General features: G+C 47.1%; 19 protein-coding genes. 12 read left to right on the forward strand and 7 right to left on the reverse strand.

The window, feature by feature from the left end; genetic code table 11:
• Positions 1–39: 39 nt before the first annotated feature.
• The 4 genes from HBAL_RS09680 to rsmA all read left to right on the forward strand — a co-directional run bounded on the left by HBAL_RS09680 (position 40) and on the right by rsmA (position 5515).
• Positions 40–2184, forward strand: coding sequence for an LPS-assembly protein LptD (locus HBAL_RS09680; protein WP_233356661.1), 2145 nt, complete (start codon positions 40–42; stop codon positions 2182–2184).
• Between the two features lie 172 nt (positions 2185–2356).
• Positions 2357–3637, forward strand: coding sequence for a peptidylprolyl isomerase (locus HBAL_RS09685; protein WP_015827765.1), 1281 nt, complete (start codon positions 2357–2359; stop codon positions 3635–3637).
• A 24-nt stretch (positions 3638–3661) separates the two neighbouring features.
• Positions 3662–4681, forward strand: coding sequence for a 4-hydroxythreonine-4-phosphate dehydrogenase PdxA (gene pdxA, locus HBAL_RS09690; protein ID WP_015827766.1), 1020 nt, complete (start codon positions 3662–3664; stop codon positions 4679–4681).
• Between the two features lie 9 nt (positions 4682–4690).
• The gene (gene rsmA / locus HBAL_RS09695) at positions 4691–5515 is read left to right on the forward strand and encodes a 16S rRNA (adenine(1518)-N(6)/adenine(1519)-N(6))-dimethyltransferase RsmA (RefSeq protein WP_015827767.1); all 825 of its coding nucleotides are present in this window, start codon (positions 4691–4693) and stop codon (positions 5513–5515) included.
• Between the two features lie 20 nt (positions 5516–5535).
• On the opposite strand, the gene gmk is transcribed toward rsmA, so the two are convergent.
• The 7 genes from gmk to fabD form a co-directional block, all read right to left on the reverse strand.
• Positions 5536–6207, reverse strand: a complete 672-nt coding sequence (gene gmk / locus HBAL_RS09700; protein ID WP_015827768.1) for a guanylate kinase — start codon at positions 6205–6207, stop codon at positions 5536–5538.
• The gene (locus tag HBAL_RS09705) at positions 6197–7084 is read right to left on the reverse strand and encodes a YicC/YloC family endoribonuclease (RefSeq protein ID WP_015827769.1); all 888 of its coding nucleotides are present in this window, start codon (positions 7082–7084) and stop codon (positions 6197–6199) included. The genes gmk and HBAL_RS09705 overlap by 11 nt, the downstream gene beginning before the upstream one ends.
• 30 nt (positions 7085–7114) lie before the next feature.
• A complete protein-coding gene (gene mltG / locus HBAL_RS09710) occupies positions 7115–8191 on the reverse strand; it encodes an endolytic transglycosylase MltG (protein ID WP_015827770.1) in 1077 nt (358 codons plus the stop codon).
• A gap of 3 nt (positions 8192–8194) precedes the next feature.
• Positions 8195–9478, reverse strand: coding sequence for a beta-ketoacyl-ACP synthase II (gene fabF / locus HBAL_RS09715; RefSeq protein ID WP_015827771.1), 1284 nt, complete (start codon positions 9476–9478; stop codon positions 8195–8197).
• A gap of 14 nt (positions 9479–9492) precedes the next feature.
• Positions 9493–9726: an acyl carrier protein gene (locus HBAL_RS09720; RefSeq protein WP_015827772.1), complete on the reverse strand. Its 234-nt coding sequence runs from the start codon at positions 9724–9726 to the stop codon at positions 9493–9495.
• 115 nt (positions 9727–9841) lie between these two features.
• Positions 9842–10582, reverse strand: coding sequence for a 3-oxoacyl-[acyl-carrier-protein] reductase (fabG, locus tag HBAL_RS09725; protein ID WP_015827773.1), 741 nt, complete (start codon positions 10580–10582; stop codon positions 9842–9844).
• Between the two features lie 11 nt (positions 10583–10593).
• Positions 10594–11553: an ACP S-malonyltransferase gene (gene fabD, locus HBAL_RS09730; protein ID WP_015827774.1), complete on the reverse strand. Its 960-nt coding sequence runs from the start codon at positions 11551–11553 to the stop codon at positions 10594–10596.
• A gap of 249 nt (positions 11554–11802) precedes the next feature.
• Here fabD and rpsF point away from each other — a divergent pair, with 249 nt between their 5' ends.
• From rpsF to radA, 8 genes are all read left to right on the forward strand, one after another.
• On the forward strand, positions 11803–12207 hold the full coding sequence (gene rpsF / locus HBAL_RS09735) for a 30S ribosomal protein S6 (RefSeq protein ID WP_015827775.1): 405 nt from the start codon (positions 11803–11805) through the stop codon (positions 12205–12207).
• A 2-nt stretch (positions 12208–12209) separates the two neighbouring features.
• The gene (gene rpsR / locus HBAL_RS09740; RefSeq protein WP_015827776.1) at positions 12210–12470 is read left to right on the forward strand and encodes a 30S ribosomal protein S18; all 261 of its coding nucleotides are present in this window, start codon (positions 12210–12212) and stop codon (positions 12468–12470) included.
• A gap of 12 nt (positions 12471–12482) precedes the next feature.
• The gene (gene rplI / locus HBAL_RS09745; RefSeq protein WP_015827777.1) at positions 12483–13076 is read left to right on the forward strand and encodes a 50S ribosomal protein L9; all 594 of its coding nucleotides are present in this window, start codon (positions 12483–12485) and stop codon (positions 13074–13076) included.
• A gap of 154 nt (positions 13077–13230) precedes the next feature.
• The gene (locus HBAL_RS09750; RefSeq protein WP_015827778.1) at positions 13231–14865 is read left to right on the forward strand and encodes a replicative DNA helicase; all 1635 of its coding nucleotides are present in this window, start codon (positions 13231–13233) and stop codon (positions 14863–14865) included.
• Between the two features lie 61 nt (positions 14866–14926).
• Positions 14927–16039, forward strand: coding sequence for an alanine racemase (gene alr, locus HBAL_RS09755; protein WP_015827779.1), 1113 nt, complete (start codon positions 14927–14929; stop codon positions 16037–16039).
• A gap of 21 nt (positions 16040–16060) precedes the next feature.
• Entirely contained in the window at positions 16061–16855 is a 795-nt protein-coding gene (locus tag HBAL_RS09760; protein ID WP_015827780.1) for an MlaE family ABC transporter permease, read from the forward strand.
• 1 nt (position 16856) lies between these two features.
• The gene (locus HBAL_RS09765; protein ID WP_015827781.1) at positions 16857–17624 is read left to right on the forward strand and encodes an ABC transporter ATP-binding protein; all 768 of its coding nucleotides are present in this window, start codon (positions 16857–16859) and stop codon (positions 17622–17624) included.
• Between the two features lie 43 nt (positions 17625–17667).
• Entirely contained in the window at positions 17668–19041 is a 1374-nt protein-coding gene (radA, locus tag HBAL_RS09770; RefSeq protein ID WP_015827782.1) for a DNA repair protein RadA, read from the forward strand.

Raw genomic sequence — 19041 nt, forward strand, 5'->3', positions numbered from 1 at the left:
TTTTTCCGATACGCGGCCGCATTTGGCGCAGCTTTTTCTATGTCAAATGCTGCTCTTGCCCAAACCGGAACTCCAACAATTTCTCAAGAGCAACGTGTTTACATCAACGCGGAACGCCTCATTGAGGATCGCGACAATGAACAAGTTATCTATGAAGGTAACGTACTCGCACGTTTTGAAGGCCGGTCACTGAGGGCTGATCGCGTAATATACGACCGCAAAGAGAGGCTCGTTCGGGCGCAAGGCAATGTTGAAATCATTGATGATGATGGACAATCCCGATTTGCCGATGAAATTCAGGTCAATGAAAACCTAAAAGACGGTTATGCGTTGAACTTCTCTTCACGTCTGGAAGGCGGCGCAGTGGCTACGGCTGCAGCAGCGATCCACAATCAAGAAACAGGCAACACTCTTGAGCAAATGGCTTATACTGCCTGCCCTGTATGCGCAGAGCCTGGCAGTGAGCCAACATGGTCGATCAAAGCCAAACGTGCCGTTCAAAATAAACAAACTCAGATGATTAGTTATCAGCACGCCTTTTTGAATATCAAAGGTGTGCCGGTTATGTATATCCCGTATTTTGCTCACCCTGATCCGAGTACAGAAAAACGTTCTGGTCTTTTGGCACCTGATTTTGGCTTAAGCCAGAAAACAGGACTAGCTTATGAACAACCGTATTACTGGGCAATTTCACCATCCTCAGAACTTACTGTTTCGCCGACATTCTACCAAAACGTAAATCCTCTATTGGGATTAAAATACAAAAAGCGGTTCTGGTCAGGTTATGTGTCGGCAGAAGGTGCTTTTACAAATGATAAGTATTTTGACAGTGACGGCGAAAAATATGGTGAAGACACATGGCACAGTCACCTTTTTGCTCAGGGCTTGTTTGAGATAAACAAAGACTGGAAATGGGGATTTGGTACAGAAGCCCAGTCAGATGACTTATACGATCTTAGGTATGACATTGACGGCCAATATCAAACCCGTGGTATTTATGCCAGTCAATCTAGAAGCCTTCTGACTCAGCTCTACACACAAGGCCAAACTGAAACAATGTATACTGAAGCGGGGATTCTTCGCTTCCAAAAGCTTACAGGTGTTGATCCAGCAACAACTCCAATTGTTATGCCAACTATTTTCGCCGAGAAAAATTTTGGTTTAGGTGAATGGAAAAACATTGATCTAGGTAATATTTCAGTTGCCGCATCAACGGCAGTTGTCAAACGTGACCTTGGTGTATCTTCAACACGCGTCACAGCGGATACAAACTGGCGCACAAGGAGTGTGTTTGGACCCGGGTTAGTTCTTGAACCATTTGCTGAAATTCGTGGTGATTTCTACGATATATCAGATACTTATGATGTGTATGAAGAAAGCACCTATAGCCGTGGACTAGGATTAGCTGGGGCACAAATTAGTTTTCCTCTAACTCGCAGAGCTGGCTTGTTCGATATTATTATTGAACCTACTGCTATGGCAGCATGGGGAACGAGCGGTGCTAATGGGGATGAAATTCCCAATGAGGACAGTTTAAGTTTCGAAGCTGATGAATCCACTCTGTTTAAACCCAATGGCGCTTCCAATTACGACCTATGGGAAGGCGGCGGCAGATATTCCCTTGGTTTCAACGCAGCCGCGCGTTGGGGTAAAAACAACTCAATTAACGGTGTGTTTGGCCAACGCTGGAGCGATGAGGAAGACTCAAGTTTTAACGAGTTGACCAATCTGTCCGAAAAAGAATCCGATTATGTGGCATCGGCTGCTCTGAATTTGGGAACTGCGTTTAATTTGAGTACCCGCCTTAGAATTGATAAAGAAAACTTCGACCTTAAACGTATCGATGCACGCGCCACTGTTGATTATTGGCGTATCAAAAACACCTTCCAGTATTTCCGCCTAGATGAAACCCTAGCAGTCGGTGGTGAAGAAGGTTTTGCATCGCTTGGAACACTAAAAATAAACGATAATTGGGGATTGATCGCAGGTATAGACAGAAACATAGCGGACGAATTGAACATACGTCAGTCTTACGGTGTATATTTTAAAGATGATTGCTCTTTGTTTCAGCTAACTTATGAAAGAACACAGACACTTGATCGAACAATTGGGCCATCTGAATCCATCAATTTCAGCTTTGCACTACAATCCCTTGGCAATGCGGGATCAAACCAATTTGACTAAACTCAAAAACTCTTATTGTACCCGGAGTGAGAAATCACAGAATATTGCCATAGAGTTTCCTTTTTTTTAGTTAGAATGCATAAGAACAGCGCTTTCTAATTGCGACTTTGTTCAGAAACGCTATGTTCGGCGATCTGTGAAAATACAAGATGAGCACTAAGTGGATAAATATATGAGACTTACTAAATCCAAGCTGAAATACATTGCACCCGTTATTGCAAGTTTTCTCGCTTATGCTCCAATTCCTGTGCACGCACAGTCTGCAGACGCCAGTAACGTCCCTCAAATTGAAGCTGTTGAAGGCACTGTTGCGATCGTCAATGATCAACCAATTTCCTATTCTGATGTTCGGCAACGCGCTCAATTTATTCTGGTCAGCCTTGGTGTTCAACCCAATGCCGAGACAATCCGACAAGCTCAAACACGTGCTATTGAAGGGCTAATTGACGAAAAGCTTCAGCTTCAAGAAGCTGAAACATACGAATTAGTTGTTGAAGAAGCAGAAATAGACGATTCAATTGCGAATATAGCTGCACGTTCAAACGCGACTCCAGAGGACTTTTTGCAAGGTCTTGCTCAAGTTGGTTTAAGCCCGCGCACTCTAAGAGATCAGATCAGAGCGGACATTGCATGGCGCCGCCTCGTTGGGGGAAGATTTGGATCTCGCGTTCGTATTTCCAGTCTTCAAATAGATGACAATTTGGAACGCTTGAACAAAAGCATGGAAGAACCTCAATACCGTATTGCTGAAATTTTCCTTCCGGGCATTACACAAGAAGAAATTTCTGTTGTGTATCAAGGCGCTGAAGAATTAAAACGCCAAATAGAGAACCAAGCCGCTCCTTTCGAAGCAGTCGCGCGTCAATTTTCAGCTGCCCCAACAGCAAGCGCTGGTGGTGAAATTGGTTGGTTAGGTGAAAGCCAGCTAAAAAAAGAATATGCTGATCAAGTTCGCGCCTTATCGAAACCGGGTCTAACGGACCCTATCGTGACAGATAATGGCGTTTACCTAGTATCTTTGATGAATAAGCAAGCCCCTGTTGAAGAAGCTCTAGTTGGCTTCAAACTCAAACAAATATACGCGACAGGAGCCGATGCAGTTTCAAAAGTGGATAACGCAGCCGCACAAATTGAAAACTGCGCAGCTTTAGACAATGAAAGCGCTTCCCAAGAAGGCGTAGCGTTTGTTGATTTTGGCGTGACCCAACTCACAGAGTTAAGTCAGCAATATCAAGACCTTTTCAATGCCCAATCCGACAATTCCCATAGTGCGCCAATAATGGTTGCAGATAACAAAGCAGCGATTGTTTATGTTTGCTCTCATGAGATGTCACGCGGCAACATGCCGACACGTGCCGACATTGAAGATAAACTTCACGGCGAAATGGTAGATATGATGGCTAGTCGTTACCTGAGAGATCTAAGACGCGACGCGACCATTATTCGCCGATAACATTATCACGACCAAGGATAAAAAGTGAGCGACAACCTGCCTCTTGCTGTGACTATGGGCGACCCGGCAGGTGTGGGGCCCATTCTTACATGGCGCGCGTGGCACCAAAGATCGACCACGCAACGGCCTTTTTTTGTTATTGCTTCATCTGACATTCTAAAAAATTCTCAAGAATTATCTGGAGTAGACGGCAATATTCAAATCATACAGACACCGGCTGATGCAGAAAAAGCTTTTCACACATCTTTGCCTGTTCTTGAAATTGAATGTCCTGACACCAAGACAGGCCAGCCCAATCCTGAATCTGCGGCCGCTATTATAGCTTCTATAGAAAAAGCCGTCGAATTCACCTTTGAGAACAAAGCTGCTGGCGTTGTGACCAACCCTATAAACAAAGCTCTTTTATACAAGAAGGGCTTTAAATTTCCCGGTCACACAGAGTTTCTGGCTGAACTTGCTCGTCAACATACGCACATGTCTAAAGCGCCTCTTCCTATTATGATGTTGGTCGGCGGCGGCCTTCGCGTCGCGCTTGCAACAATACATGAGCCACTGCGCAAAGTTCCAGATTTACTCACCCAATCCCTGATTGAGGAAGTCTCTAATATCGTTCATGCGGGGCTTGTTCGTAATTTTGGCTTCTCGTCTCCTACTATCGCCCTTGCGGGTCTCAACCCACATGCCGGCGAAGAAGGTAGTCTTGGTATGGAAGAAATTGAGCAAATCAATCCGGCTGCTGCCGCATTGAGGCAACGCGGATTACAAATATCGGATGCGCAGCCGGGGGACACTGTTTTTCACGCCATGCTTGAAGGACAATTTGATGCTGTGATTGCCATGTATCATGATCAAGGATTAGCGCCGCTTAAATCTTTGGATATGTGGGGCGGCGTGAATGTGACACTCGGCCTGCCCTTTATCCGTACATCGCCTGATCACGGAACAGGATATGGCGTCGCAGCTGATGGATCTGCACGACCTGATAGCCTGATAGCCGCAATAAATCTTGCATCAGATATGGCAAAGGCGCGGGCAAACGCCTAAAGACAAGATATGTCAGATCCACACATCCTAAATGCGCGTGCCAATAAATCTCTTGGCCAACACTTTTTATTCGATCCGGATATTCTAAACCGGACTGCCCTTTCAGCTGGCCCAGTGGAAGGACGCACTGTGATTGAGGTTGGCCCCGGACCGGGTGGCCTGACAGCTGCACTGCTGCGCAATGGCGCGAAAAAGGTCATTGCTGTGGAGATGGATGCGCGTTTTGCAGAAAACCTGCGCAGCTGGAAAGAGTATAAGGAAGGCCGCCTCAGCGTCATAGAAGGGGACGGTCTATCGCTGGATTATCCCAAGCTCGTAGAGGGGGAGGATAAGCCTGTAAAGATTATTGCGAACCTTCCTTATAATGTTGGTACGCCAATGCTTATCAATTGGATCAAATCTGGTTCATGGCGCGGCGAAATGGGGTTGATGTTTCAGCATGAAGTGGCGGCACGTGTTTGTGCGCAACCGGGTGAGAAACATTATGGACGCCTCGCTGTTTTATCCCAAGCTGTTGCCAACACACATATCGCATTCACCCTGCCGCCGGGCGCATTTAAGCCGCCGCCGAAAGTGGATTCTTCTGTCGCGGTGCTAATGCCCCTGCCCGAAGATAAGAAATACACGCATTTAAGCACGCTAGAGCAAGTGACTGGTGCTGCCTTTGGCCAACGCCGTAAAATGCTGCGCGCTAGCCTTAAATCTCTTGCCAAAACCAAGAATATGGATGCTAGCGAATGGCTAGAAAGCTGCGACATAGACCCAACGCGTCGTGCTGAAACATTGGAACAATTTGAATTTAGAGCCCTAACTGAAGCTTTTCGCGTTAAGTAAATTCTGTGTTCGGAAATATTTTAAAACAATAATTCCAAATGTTCGGCATCAAATAATAGCTTATCGACGCGGGCACCTTGGCTTGGTTTGCGGCGATCTAGACGTTCAGTGATGAGGATAGCGCATAATTCGTCATAGGCTGTTTCAACATCATCATTGATGAGGACGAAATCATACTCTCCCCAGCGTTTAATATCTGGTCCGGCACCTGATAAACGCTCCTTCACATTTGCAGGAGTTGCACCAGGGCGTCCTTCGAGGCGAGATTTCAATTCCGCAATACTAGGCGGCAGGATGAACACAGAAACAACATCCCCCGGCATGACCTGTTTAAGAACGCGCGCACCTTGCCAATCCACGTCAAACAGAACGTCGGTTCCCTTACGCTGAAGGCGTTCAACCTCACCGCGCGGTGTTCCGTAATAGTTTCCAAACACTTCTGCCCATTCTAGCAGCTCATCATTTTTGATTAGCTCTTCAAATTCTTCGCGTGTTTTGAAGTAATAGTGTTTGCCTTCTGTTTCATCTGGGCGGCGTTTGCGTGTTGTCGCTGATACAGACAATTCAACGCCTGCCATTTCGCTTAACATGCGGCGAGTCAGTGTCGTTTTACCAGCCCCAGATGGACTAGAAACGACGAACATGACACCGCGACGTTCAGGACGTTGAGGTTGAATTGGCTTATTCGACATTTTGGATCTGCTCTTTAAATTGATCGATTCCAGTCTTAAGGGCTAAACCTACATTTGTCAGGTCTAGTGACGCGGATTTAGAACATAAAGTGTTTACTTCGCGGTTAAGCTCTTGGCACAAAAAGTCTAGTTTACGACCACGCGCGCCATTGCCGGAAAGCAATTCACGTCCAGCTACAATGTGTGCATCAAGGCGGTCGAGTTCTTCTTTCACATCAGCTTTGGCAGCAAAAACAGCAGCTTCCTGCGCAATGCGCTCTTCAGTAATTTCATTTTCCTCACCCTGCAGTGCTTGCAATCGAGCAATGAAACGCTCTCTCACAAGTGCGGGTTGTTCTTGTGCAATTTGTGCAGCTTTTTTTGAATTGAGTTCCAACTCATCAAGAATACCAGTCAAAATTTCTAATAATGCAGCACCTTCAGAAGCGCGCGCCTCTTCAAAAGAGCTAAGCGCCTCATCAAGACTGTCTAGCAATTGCGCCTGCATATCATCATCGAATGTATTGGATGAACGACTAGACCCAAGGGCGATGACACCTTTAATATTTAAGAGCTGTGATAAATTGTCAGGAAGTGTCTCATTTAACTGGGCTTGAATTCGGCTTTGGCGCGATAGGCGCGCTAACAGGGCCGTATCCACACGCGGACCACTTTCAACTCGCTCATGCTCTACCTGCAACTGAATCTGCAAATTACCGCGAGTGAAACGCGCTTTAACGCGCTTTTTGGTTTCAAAATCTAGTGCATCCAGACCCGATGGCGTATTCAGGCGGATATCTAGACCTTTACCATTTACACTACGGATTTCCCAAACCCAATGGCCCCAATCCGCACTGCCGTCAGCACGTCCAAAACCGGTCATACCCATTAGAGTCATACCGTTTATCTCCACCAATATATTATCAAGCTATTGCTTTTTTTCTCGTTCGATACGCCGCCAATTTGCAACATTTTGCAAATGCTGAGCGTGCGTCACAGCAAAGGCATGCCCACCAGAACCATCCGCCACAAAGAATATGTATTTAGATTGCGGAGGGTTTAACACAGCAGCGATTGCTTCTTTACCCGGATTGCATATCGGACCAGGCGGCAAAGCAGGAATGCGATAAGTGTTATAACCCGTTTCCATATTCAATTCGCTACGGCGGATACCGCGCTGATTACCATTTTTATCAATCAAACGACCATTATTACAGCGGTCTGGATGTAGCATGCAGACACCATATATAATCGTTGGATCTGTTTCCAATCGCATGGAACGTTTTAAGCGATTGGTGAAAACAGCAGCGACTTCAGGGCGCTCTTCGGCAAGCCCGGTTTCCTTCTCAACGATGGAAGCTAAAATGATTGCATCACGTTTCGTTTCAATTGGAATCCCGCCTTGGCGCTCAGCCCACAATTGTTCAATTAAAATATTTTGTGCTGCAATCATGCGCTTAATGACATTGGCTCGGCTTTCGCCGCGTACAACCATATATGTATCTGGAAGCATGACCCCTTCGGCAATATCGGCAGGTACTTCTCCCGTCAGTATTTCTTCATTGGCCAAACGCTGCAAAATCATAGCACTTGTCAGGCCCTCTGGAATCGTAACCGGATATAAAAGAGATTTACCTTCTTCCAGTATTTCAACAATTTCTTTTAAGCTCGCGCCGGAGGGAATAGCAAATTCTCCAGCTTTCATGCTTGTTTCAGCTTTTAGAAATTTGGCAGCTAGGCGAAAATACCGTTTGTCTTTAATGGCACCTGCCTCAAGCAACACATCACTCATTCGTGCGACACTTGCCCCGCTGGGAATTGCAACTATTCGATCATCACCCGTTTGAGTGACAGGCCCCTCTGCGATTAATTGTTGCTTGGCATAAAAATACCCGCCTCCAGCCATAGCTGCGGCGAGTATTATCAAAGCTAGCAATAGCGAAACGAGAATTTTCAAGGCTCCGCCCTTTTTCTTTGGCGGCGTGTCAAAACTCGTTTCGTTCATATGCTAATCTACTTGCTTAAGGACCAATGCTGCGTTCGTACCACCAAATCCAAATGAGTTGGAAATAGCACTCTTAACTTCCCGTTTTACGGCCACTTTAGGAGTCAGATTGACTTCAGCCTCAAAGGACGGATTCTCAAGATTAAGTGTAGGAGGCACGACATTGTCACGAATAGCAAGAGCACAAAATGCAGTTTCAACAGCACCCGCAGCCCCTAAAAGGTGACCAATAGCAGATTTAGTTGAAGACAGATTTACGTTCTTGGCATGATCACCAAGTACCCGCTCAACAGCGCGCACTTCAGTCTCGTCACCCGCTGGTGTTGATGTTCCATGTGCATTCACATAGTCAATATCAGCGGCTGTTAGACCTGATTTTTCTAACGCTGAACGCATCGCACGCTCACCGCCATTACCAGATGTATCTGGTGATGTGATGTGATAAGCATCGCCTGACAGGCCATATCCTGCAACTTCTGCATATATTTTAGCACCACGTGCTTTGGCGTGTTCGTATTCTTCAAGAACAACGATACCTGCTCCCTCTCCCATAACGAAGCCATCTCTGCCTTCATCATACGGACGGGACGCCGTTTCTGGCGCATCATTATAGCTTGTAGACATTGCACGACAGGCAACAAAGCCAGCAATACCAATTCGACAAACAGCCGCTTCAGTTCCACCCGCGATCATTACATCTGCATCACCAGATTGAATGAGGCGTGCACTGTCACCAATCGCATGCGCACCAGTCGCACATGCGGTCACAACAGCGTGGTTTGGACCTTTAAAGCTGTATTTAATAGAAACTTGACCCGATACCAGATTGATCAATGCACCCGGAATAAAGAATGGGCTGATCTTACGTGGGCCTTTTTCATGCAACACAATGGATGTGTCAGCGATGGAAGAAAGACCACCAATACCGGAACCGATTAAAACACCTGTACGGTATTTTTCATCATCGGTTTGAGGAACCCATCCTGAGTCGGCAACTGCTTCATCAGCAGCTGCCATCCCATATAGAATAAATTCGTCGATGCGCCGTCTTTCCTTGGCTGACATAACCAAATCAGGATCGAAAGAAGCTGGATCATTTTCAGATCCACCACCGCGACCAGATTTCCAAGGAACTTGACCAGCAATCTGGCAAGCCAGATCGTCAGTCTCGAAAGTGTCAATCCGGCCAACGCCAGATTTCCCCTCGATAAGTCGTGACCAAGTCGCCTCTCGCCCATGAGCTAGAGGCGTCGTTAGCCCGATACCTGTAATGACTACGCGGCGCATCAAATATCTAAAGCTTAAACGCGCTCTTTGATGAATTTAACAGCGTCACCAACAGAGTTGATTTGCTCTTGAACTTCATCTGGAATTTCAATTGCGAACTCTTCTTCAAACGCCATTACAAGCTCGACTAGGTCAAGACTGTCAGCGCCAAGATCTTCTTGGAATGTTGCTGCTTCTACTACTTTGTCGGCGTCTACTTCCAGGCGCTCGACCACGATTTTCTTAACGCGTTCGATTACGTCAGCCATGGCTAAACCTCTTCTTTGTTAGCGGCTATTCGGAGAGACCCCGTCTTGCCTTGATGGAATGGCGCGTTAACACACCATATTTTTTTTTACCATACTCTAAAACGAAATTAACCGCTTAGAGCATAGCCATTCCGCCGTTCACATGCAGAGTTTGTCCTGTCATGTAACCAGCTTCACTACTGGCCAAATAAGCGACTGCGGCGGCAATGTCAGCCCCTTCACCCAATTTACCTGCAGGAATCGACGATAAAATGTGTGTTTTCTGCGCTTCATTAAGCTCATCCGTCATTGGAGAGGCAATAAATCCGGGTGCAACACAATTTACAGTAATATTACGACTCGCAACTTCTTGGGCCAAAGATTTAGAAAAACCGATCATCCCAGCCTTTGATGCAGCATAGTTGGTTTGTCCAGGATTTCCAGTCACACCAACAATACTTGTGATCCCAATGATTCGCCCAGAACGACGTTTCATCATGCCGCGCATGCAAGATTTAGCCAGACGGAAATAGGATTGAAGATTTACATTCAAAACTGTTTCAAAGTCTTCTTCTTTCATCCGCATTAATAGACCATCGCGCGTGATACCCGCATTCGCAACGAGAATATCGAGTCCAGCACCCAATGCCTCTTCAGCCTTACCAACGAGTGCTGTTGTTTCTTCAGCATCAGATAAGTTACATGGCACGGCAAAAGCGCGTTCACCCAGCTCTTCAACCAAAACGTCGAGTTTTTCTTTACGCGTTCCAGATAACGCCACTGTCGCACCTTGAGCGTGGAGCGTTTTAGCGATCTGTCCGCCAATTCCACCAGTCGCCCCAGTTACCAGCGCAGTTTTTCCAGTTAAATCAAACATGGATATGTCCTTTAGGCTTCGTCTAACGATTTTGCGAAAGCTTCAAGATCAGCTGGCGCATTCAGCGCCACACCTTTAAGCGAACGCGCTATACGTTTATTCATTGTTGTTAGAACCTTGCCTGCACCAGCTTCTACCGTGAGGTCAAGCGCTCCGCCATCTTCAGAGGCCATCCATTCAACACTTTCACGCCAACGTACACGCCCTGTGACTTGTTCCACAAGCTGTTTACGAATCGCTTCAGGATCTTCTGTTGGACGCGCGGTTACATTCGCCACCAGCGGAGCCATTGGCGCTATAATTTTTGTCTCAGATAAAGCAGCTTGCATCTTATCCTGAGCTGGCTGCATCAATGAACAGTGAAAAGGCGCACTTACAGCAAGTGGGACGGCCTTTTTAATACCAAGATCACCCGCAGCAGCACACGCAGCATCAATTGCAGCTTTCGAACCAGAAATAACAATTTGGCCCGGCGCATTATCATTTGCGATATCGCAAGCACCATGTTTACGGCCAATTTCAATCATGGCTTCAGCTTGTGCTTGGTCTGCTCCAAGAAGGGCTGCCATAGCACCTTCGCCCGGCGCAACTGCTTCTTGCATCGCTTCACCGCGCAAGCGCAAAAGCTTAGCTGCATCTGCAAGTTTGATCGCACCGACAGCAGCAAGCGCCGAATATTCACCTAAAGAGTGTCCAGCGACAAATTTTGCATCAGCTGGTTTTACATTGAATTCATTTTCCAATGTCCGCATCACAGCAATAGACACTGCCATTAAAGCAGGTTGTGTATTAGCCGTCATAGTGAGCTGCTCTTCAGAACCATTCCAGATGAGATCTGAAAAATTCTCACCAAGGGCAGAATCCACTTCATCAAAAACTGCTTTGGCAGCTGGAAATGTATTAGCTAGTTCTTGGCCCATTCCAACGCTTTGCGCGCCTTGTCCGGGAAATATAAAAGCGTATCCGCCCAATGTTGTCACTCCAAATTTGTTTCGTCTTTGGTAAATGGGGAAACCAAAATCCACAACAGGTTAAATGCATGATTTTTGTGAGAAGGGCTTATATTGAAGAATTACTTGATTCGTCCTCGAAAAAATGCATATTGCGCGCTTCGCCAGATTGGCGGTCCCGCTTACGTTGTTTGTAGGCATCCGGGATCCGACGTTTTTAGGTCGCCCTTCGTCCTTTAAGCGCCGCCAGTCGTTAGAAGGGAATTATCTATGGCGTTCTATGAACACGTGGTCATTTCAAGACCAGACGTATCTCCACAACAAGTTGAAACACTTGTTGAAGAGCTTACAGCAATTGTTACTGAAAAAGAAGGTACTGTCGCAAAGACTGAGTACTGGGGTCTTCGTAACCTTGCATACCCAATCAACAAATCCCGCAAGGGCCACTACTCACTTTTGAACATTGATGCACCTCCTGCAGCAATTCACGAAATTGAGCGTCGCTTGCGCATCAATGAAGACGTTATTCGTTTCTTGACTATCAAGGTCGAAGAATTGTCTGAGGAGCCTTCACCGGTTCTATCCCGCAAAGATCGCGGCGACAAAGGTGACCGCGGAGATCGCGGTGGTGATCGTGGCGAACGTCGTCCACGTCGTGACCGTGAGGAATTCTAATCATGGCTCAGCAAAAACTGAATATTTCAAACATCCCTTCACGCCGTCCATTTGGTCGTCGTCGTAAGGTTTGCCCATTTTCAGGCGATGCAGCTCCTGCACTTGACTATAAAGATGTAAAACTTCTTCAGCGTTACATCTCTGAAAAAGGTAAAATCGTGCCTGCACGTATTACCGCAGTCAGCCAGAAGAAACAGCGCCGCTTGTCTCAAGCTATCAAACGTGCACGTCACTTGGCTCTTCTGCCATATGCTGTGAAATAAGGAGATTAAATCATGGATGTTATTCTCCTAGAACGTATTGAAAAGCTTGGTGCTATTGGTGACGTGGTTACTGTAAAGAACGGTTTCGCACGTAACTTCTTGCTTCCTCAAAACAAAGCGCTTTTGGCAAATGCTGCTAACAAAGCACGTTTTGAAGCTGAGCGTGAGCACATTGAAGCGCGTAACGCTGCTGCAGCTGAAGAAGCTCGCAAATCAGGTGAGAACCTTGATGGCGCTGCTTATGTAATTATCCGTCAATCAAGTGACACAGGTTTCCTTTACGGTTCTGTGTCTGCTCGTGATATTTCGGATTACGCAAAATCATTGGGTCACCCAATCGAGCGTAACCAAGTAGACTTGAACCAACCGTTCAAGAAAATTGGTCTTTACGAAGTTAAAGTACGTCTTCATGCTGAAGTCGTTATCACAATTACAGTCAACATTGCGCGTTCTGAAGAAGAAGCTGAGCGTCAAGTTGCTGGTGAAAACGTTATTGAAGCTACACTTGAAGCAGAACGCGCTGAAGCAGATGCACAAGCTCAAGAGATGGCTCGCGCCTCTCGTGAAGCTGCTGCTCAACGTGGTGATGTGGACGAAGAGCTTTAAGCTTTTTAAGCGACAAAAATTTAAAGGGACCTTGGCAACAAGGTCCCTTTTTTTGTTCTCTTTTATTCTCTATTTTTCCACAGGGCGACAAAATCTGTGAAGTTTGACAAATCTGCTAGAGATCTCTGCCAAAAAAAAGGTTAATATCGTTAACATGACACAAGATGATATTCCCGAATTTCCACCCGCAGACTTTCCCGACTCTATGCCGGAAGGTCCACCTCCTGATGGAAATTATGAACAATTAAGTCCATTCGACGATTTACTGCCAGCAAGCCCAGCTTCTGGCAATGCATCAGCGCCGGGCAAAAGTAATGGTTCGGCAGGTACAGGCTCAACCGCTGATGAGCCACATAACCTCGCTGCAGAAATGGCGGTTCTCGGGGCTATTCTCTACGATAACAACGCATATCAGCGTGTGGGAGATATCCTGCTAGGCAGTGATTTCTACGCTCCTGCAAACACGCGAATCTACGAAACCGCCCAATCCATGATCATGAAAGGTCGCGTCGCAGACGGTGTGACCTTGATGGAGCAGTTTGAGAATGACGGCATATTCTCCGACATTGGCGGTGCGCAATATCTTACGACCCTTCTCGATTCGAGTGCTTTTGGACCTGAGATTGTCGACTATGCCCGCCTGATTCGAGATTTGGCGATTCGCCGCGAACTCATGCAAATTGGTTCCTCCATTGTCCAATACGCTGCCAAAAGCGAAGGCGACATGGATGGAGCCGGCCAGATTGAAGCCGCAGAAAAGCAACTCTTCGCACTTGCTGAGCGCGGCACAGCCCAAGGTGGTTTCGTCACCTTCCACGATGCTGTCGCCAAATCTATCGAAGATGCAACCATTGCCTATCAATCAGATGGTGGCTTGTCTGGTATATCAACGGGTCTTGATGATCTGGACCAGAAAATTGGTGGATTACACTCATCTGACTTGTTGATTCTCGCCGGTCGTCCTTCCATGGGTAAGACAGCGCTCGCAACCAATATCGCATTTAACGTCGCCAAAGCATGTGTGCGGGAAAAACAACCCGATGACAGCTATAAAAGCGTAGAAGGCGGGGTTGTCGGTTTCTACTCCCTAGAGATGTCAGCAGATCAGTTGGCGGGCCGTATTCTCGCCGACGTATCTTGTGTGCCCTCAGATAAAATCCGCCGTGGTGACATGGACGAGAACGACTACGCCAAATTACGTGAAGCCGCCAAAGAGATTGAACGTATCCCTCTGCATATTGATGATACGGGTGGTATATCCATCTCTCAGCTTGCGGCACGCGCACGACGTTTGCAACGTAGCTCGGGGCTAGATCTATTGGTTATCGACTATCTTCAGCTTGTCACCGCCGCCGCCGGATCAAAATCCGATAGCCGTGTGCAAGAAGTTTCTCAGATAACAATGGCGATGAAATCACTCGCCAAAGAACTCGCTATTCCGGTAATCGCTCTCTCTCAGCTTTCTCGTAAGGTGGAAGAGCGTGATGATAAGCGCCCTCAACTTTCTGACCTTCGTGAATCAGGTTCGATTGAGCAAGATGCGGATATGGTGATGTTCGTGTATCGTGAAAGCTATTATCTGGAACGTCAGGAACCAGACGAAAACAATGAAAACTTCCTCGCATGGAAAGAGCGCATGGAGAGCAAAGCTGGTAAAGCGGAAGTCATTGTTGCCAAACAACGTCACGGTCCGATTGGGAAAGTTGAACTTGCCTTTGATTCAAATCGTGTGCGCTTTGGTAATCTGGCCCCCGCTTTCAGATCCAATGATAATTATGACGACGAATAAATTCATCATAAAATCAATATAATTCTCGCGCTTGCCATAAAATCAGACTAATTGGACAGTCATGACTTTAACGATGACAAGCGCGAATATTCCTTCTTCCAGCCCTGCTGCTATTGTTCACCTGCAAAATGTTGTGAACAATTGGAAAGAGCTGGCCCGCCTGAGCGGCGCAGCTGATACAGGTGCCGTCGTTAAAGCCAATGCATATGGGCTTGGCGCTGAGCAAGTGGCATCAACGCTCTATGAAGCTGGCTGTCGCACTTTTTTTGTGGCGCACATCGATGAAGCCATTCAGATTCGCAAAACACTTGGCAATCTAGCGTTGGTCTTTATTTTTCATGGAATCCAAGCAGACAATGTCGACGATGTCATCGCGCATGACATTGTGCCGGTCCTAAATTCAACAGATCAAGTTGAATTATGGATCAGATCCGGTGCCCCATTTCCTGCGGCGCTGCATGTGGATACCGGAATGAACCGCTTGGGTCTTCAACTCAAAGAGCTTGCTAACGTCAAAAAGCGCCTGCCAGCAAACCGCATTGGCTGGGTGATGAGTCATCTAGCTTGTGCCGACATTCCAGAACATCCCATGAATGCACGTCAACTTGCATTGTTTGAGAAAGTCGCCGCTATATGGCCTCATGCAGAGAAATCGCTTTCAAATACGGCTGGTATTTGTCTCGGCTCCAAATACACATTCGATCTCACACGACCAGGCATCGGCCTTTATGGTGGTTATTCTCGCAAAGGTGTTTTTACACCATCCCATTGCGTAACCCTATCAGCTCCTATTTTGAGCATTATTGAACCAGACGCCTCCAATGAGAACACGATTGGCTATGGCGCGACTTCAAAAGTCACCAATGGCCAACGCCTTGCCACAATCGCACTTGGATATGCAGACGGTGCTTTGCGATCTTTGTCAAACAGCGGATTTGTCTTTGTAAACGGAGTACCTTGCTCAATTGTTGGCAGAGTATCAATGGATTTGATCACAATCGACATCACAAATGCACCAACTAGAACGACTGTTCTAGACAGAGTAGAGTTTCTGGGGCAACACGCCAGTGTAGAGATACAAGCGCGAGCAGCCAGTACGGCAAGTTATGAGCTTTTAACCTCTATGGGCGAGCGAATACCTCGTGTATACGAACACCCGATACAGACAGCGTAGGAATAACAAAGGTAAGCTGCTATGAGCTTCGCATTATTTAATCCATTCGCCGCAATAGGCAGAGCTGTTCTTGGAACAGCAGCAGAGATTGGGCGTTTGGCTATTTTTACAGCACGCACAGTCTGGGCCTGTATTACGCCAACCATCTATCTGCGCGAAGTCGTTCGCCAATGTATACAGATTGGTTTTTTCTCTTTGCCTGTTGTCGGGCTGACAGCTGTTTTTATCGGGGCTGCGCTCGCATTAAATATCTACATGGGTGGATCACGTTTCAATGCTGAACAATTCGTGCCCAATATCGTTGTTCTTGGTATCACACGAGAATTAGGGCCTGCATTTGCTGGACTTATGCTAGCAGGGCGCGTTGGTGCTGGAATCGCTGCTGAGATCGGGGCAATGCGGGTGACTGAGCAAATAGACGCCCTCCACACGCTTTCCGCTAAGCCAGAACGCTATTTATTTGCGCCACGCGTTATCGCTGCCACAATCACGCTTCCCGCACTCGTGCTGATTGCAGATATTATAGGCGTTATGGGTGGCTGGCTTGTAAGTGTCGGTGCACTTGACTTCAACAGCACAATCTATCTTCGAAACACGCTTGATTTTATGACAATAAATGATGTTTTAAGCGGCCTCATAAAAGCCGGCGTTTTTGGTGCCATCATTGCAATAATGGGCTGCTACCAAGGTACAAACTCTAAAGGTGGCGCAGGCGGCGTGGGCCGTGCTGCAACACTTGCTGTTGTATCTGGTGCGGTTTTGATTCTCGCATCAAATTATATTCTGACATCAATATTTGTGCAGGTGGGATTATAATATGACAACTTCCCAAAGCCCTATTCTTGAACTCCAAGGTGTCACAAAATCCTTTGGGTCTAAACACATTCTGCGCGGCATAGATCTTTCTGTAAGACCGGGCGAATCCTTGGTTATAATTGGCGGTTCAGGAACAGGTAAATCTGTGACACTGAAATGCGCGCTTGGTCTGCTAAAACAAGACGCTGGCAAGATCATTTTTGATGGCAAAGATGTAAAGTCACAAAAATCGATCGAGATGGTTCGCGAACGAACAGGCATGTTGTTTCAGGGCGGTGCTCTGTTTGATAGCTTGAAAATATGGGAAAACATCTCATTCACCTTGTTAAATCGCGGAAGCATGAGCCGTAAAAAAGCAAAACAAGCTGCGATAGAAACACTTGCAAAAGTACGCCTTGGTGCATCCGTTGCTGATCAATTTCCTTCAGAACTTTCAGGCGGAATGCAAAAGCGTGTTGCCCTTGCTAGGGCCATTATCGACAAACCCGATGTCATCTTCTTCGACGAACCAACAACGGGCCTAGACCCTATCACCGCTGACGCCGTGAATGATCTCATCGTTGAGCAAGTAAAAGCGCTCGGTGCTGCTGCTGTCACCATCACACATGATATGGCATCGGTAAGAAAAATCGCAGATACCGTCGCCATGATCTATGAAGGACAAATCATCTGGTCTGGCCCTGTTGATCAACTCGACGATTCAGGAAACGAATACATCGATCAGTTTGTACATGGTCGCGCACAAGGCCCGATACAGCCTTCAATGTAATTCGTTTCATCTGATATTCAGGCGAGATATGGTTAGGTAGATTATGGCCAAAGTAACAACTGTTTTTGTCTGTCAGTCATGCGGCGCGTCCTATCCTAAATGGAATGGGAAATGCGAAGCATGTAATGAATGGAATACACTCGTCGAGGAAACGCAGGGTGCACCGGGCGGTTTAGCCATGCCGCCTGCTGGTAAGAAACGAAAAGCTGGGGCGATGACATTTGATCATCTTGGCGCAGACATTCCCCAACAACCGCGTCTATCAACCAACATTCCTGAACTAGACCGTGTTTTTGGTGGCGGCCCGGCACCGTCTTCAGCTGTATTGATTGGGGGTGATCCGGGTATTGGAAAATCAACACTCCTCCTTCAAGCCGCAGCCTCTTTGGCTGATCAAGGCATTGATGTTGTCTACGTCTCTGGTGAAGAAGCGGTGGCGCAAGTGCAAGGCCGCGCCCAAAGACTTGGCGTGGGTAATTCACCGGTCAAACTTGCATCCGAAACAGATCTACGCACAATTTTAGAAGCTTTAAAAACCGAGCGCCCCAAAGTGGCGGTCATCGATTCTGTACAAACCATGTGGTCAGATAGCCTTGATGCTGCCCCTGGCTCTGTCGGTCAGGTTCGCGCCTGTGCCCAAGAGCTTACCCGCTATGCCAAGAAAAATGACTGCGTCATGATTCTTGTCGGGCACGTCACCAAAGATGGTCAAATCGCAGGCCCCCGCGTGATGGAACACATGGTCGATGCCGTTTTCTATTTTGAGGGCGAACGCGGCCATCAATATCGTATCTTACGTGCCGTTAAAAACCGTTTTGGACCAACAGATGAAATCGGCGTCTTCGAGATGTCTGAAAATGGACTGCACGGCGCATTAGACCCTTCTCAGCTATTTTTAGGTGGTGAAGATGAATCTGTTCCGGGCCGAGCTGTCTTTGCTGCAATGGAAGGGTCTCGTCCCGTGCTTGCTGAAGTTCAAGGGCTTGCTGGTCCACAAGCGCTCGGATCTCCTCGCCGCTCTGTGGTAGGATGGGATTCGCCGCGCCTTGCCATGCTGTTAGCTGTGTTTGAAACACAATGCGGCCTCGCCTTTGGTGCGAGAGATGTTTATCTAAGCGTTGCAGGCGGATATCGAATCTCAGAACCTGCGGGCGACCTTGCCGCCGCAGCAGCCCTTGCATCATCTGCTTTTGACAAGCCAGTGCCTGAAGCCTCTGTATTTTTTGGAGAAGTTTCACTTTCAGGTGCGATTAGGTCTGTAGGCAGAATGGATTCTAGGCTAAAAGAAGCGGCAAGATTAGGATTTGAACGTGCATTTGTGCCTCCCGGCTCACCTTCCAATATCGACGGAATGGTCATCCATGAGGTATCAAAGCTAGAAGACTTACTAAAAGCACTCCAGAATGAGGCTGAATAG

This window comes from Hirschia baltica ATCC 49814, from assembly GCF_000023785.1.
GTDB classification, from domain to species: Bacteria; Pseudomonadota; Alphaproteobacteria; order Caulobacterales; family Hyphomonadaceae; genus Hirschia; species Hirschia baltica.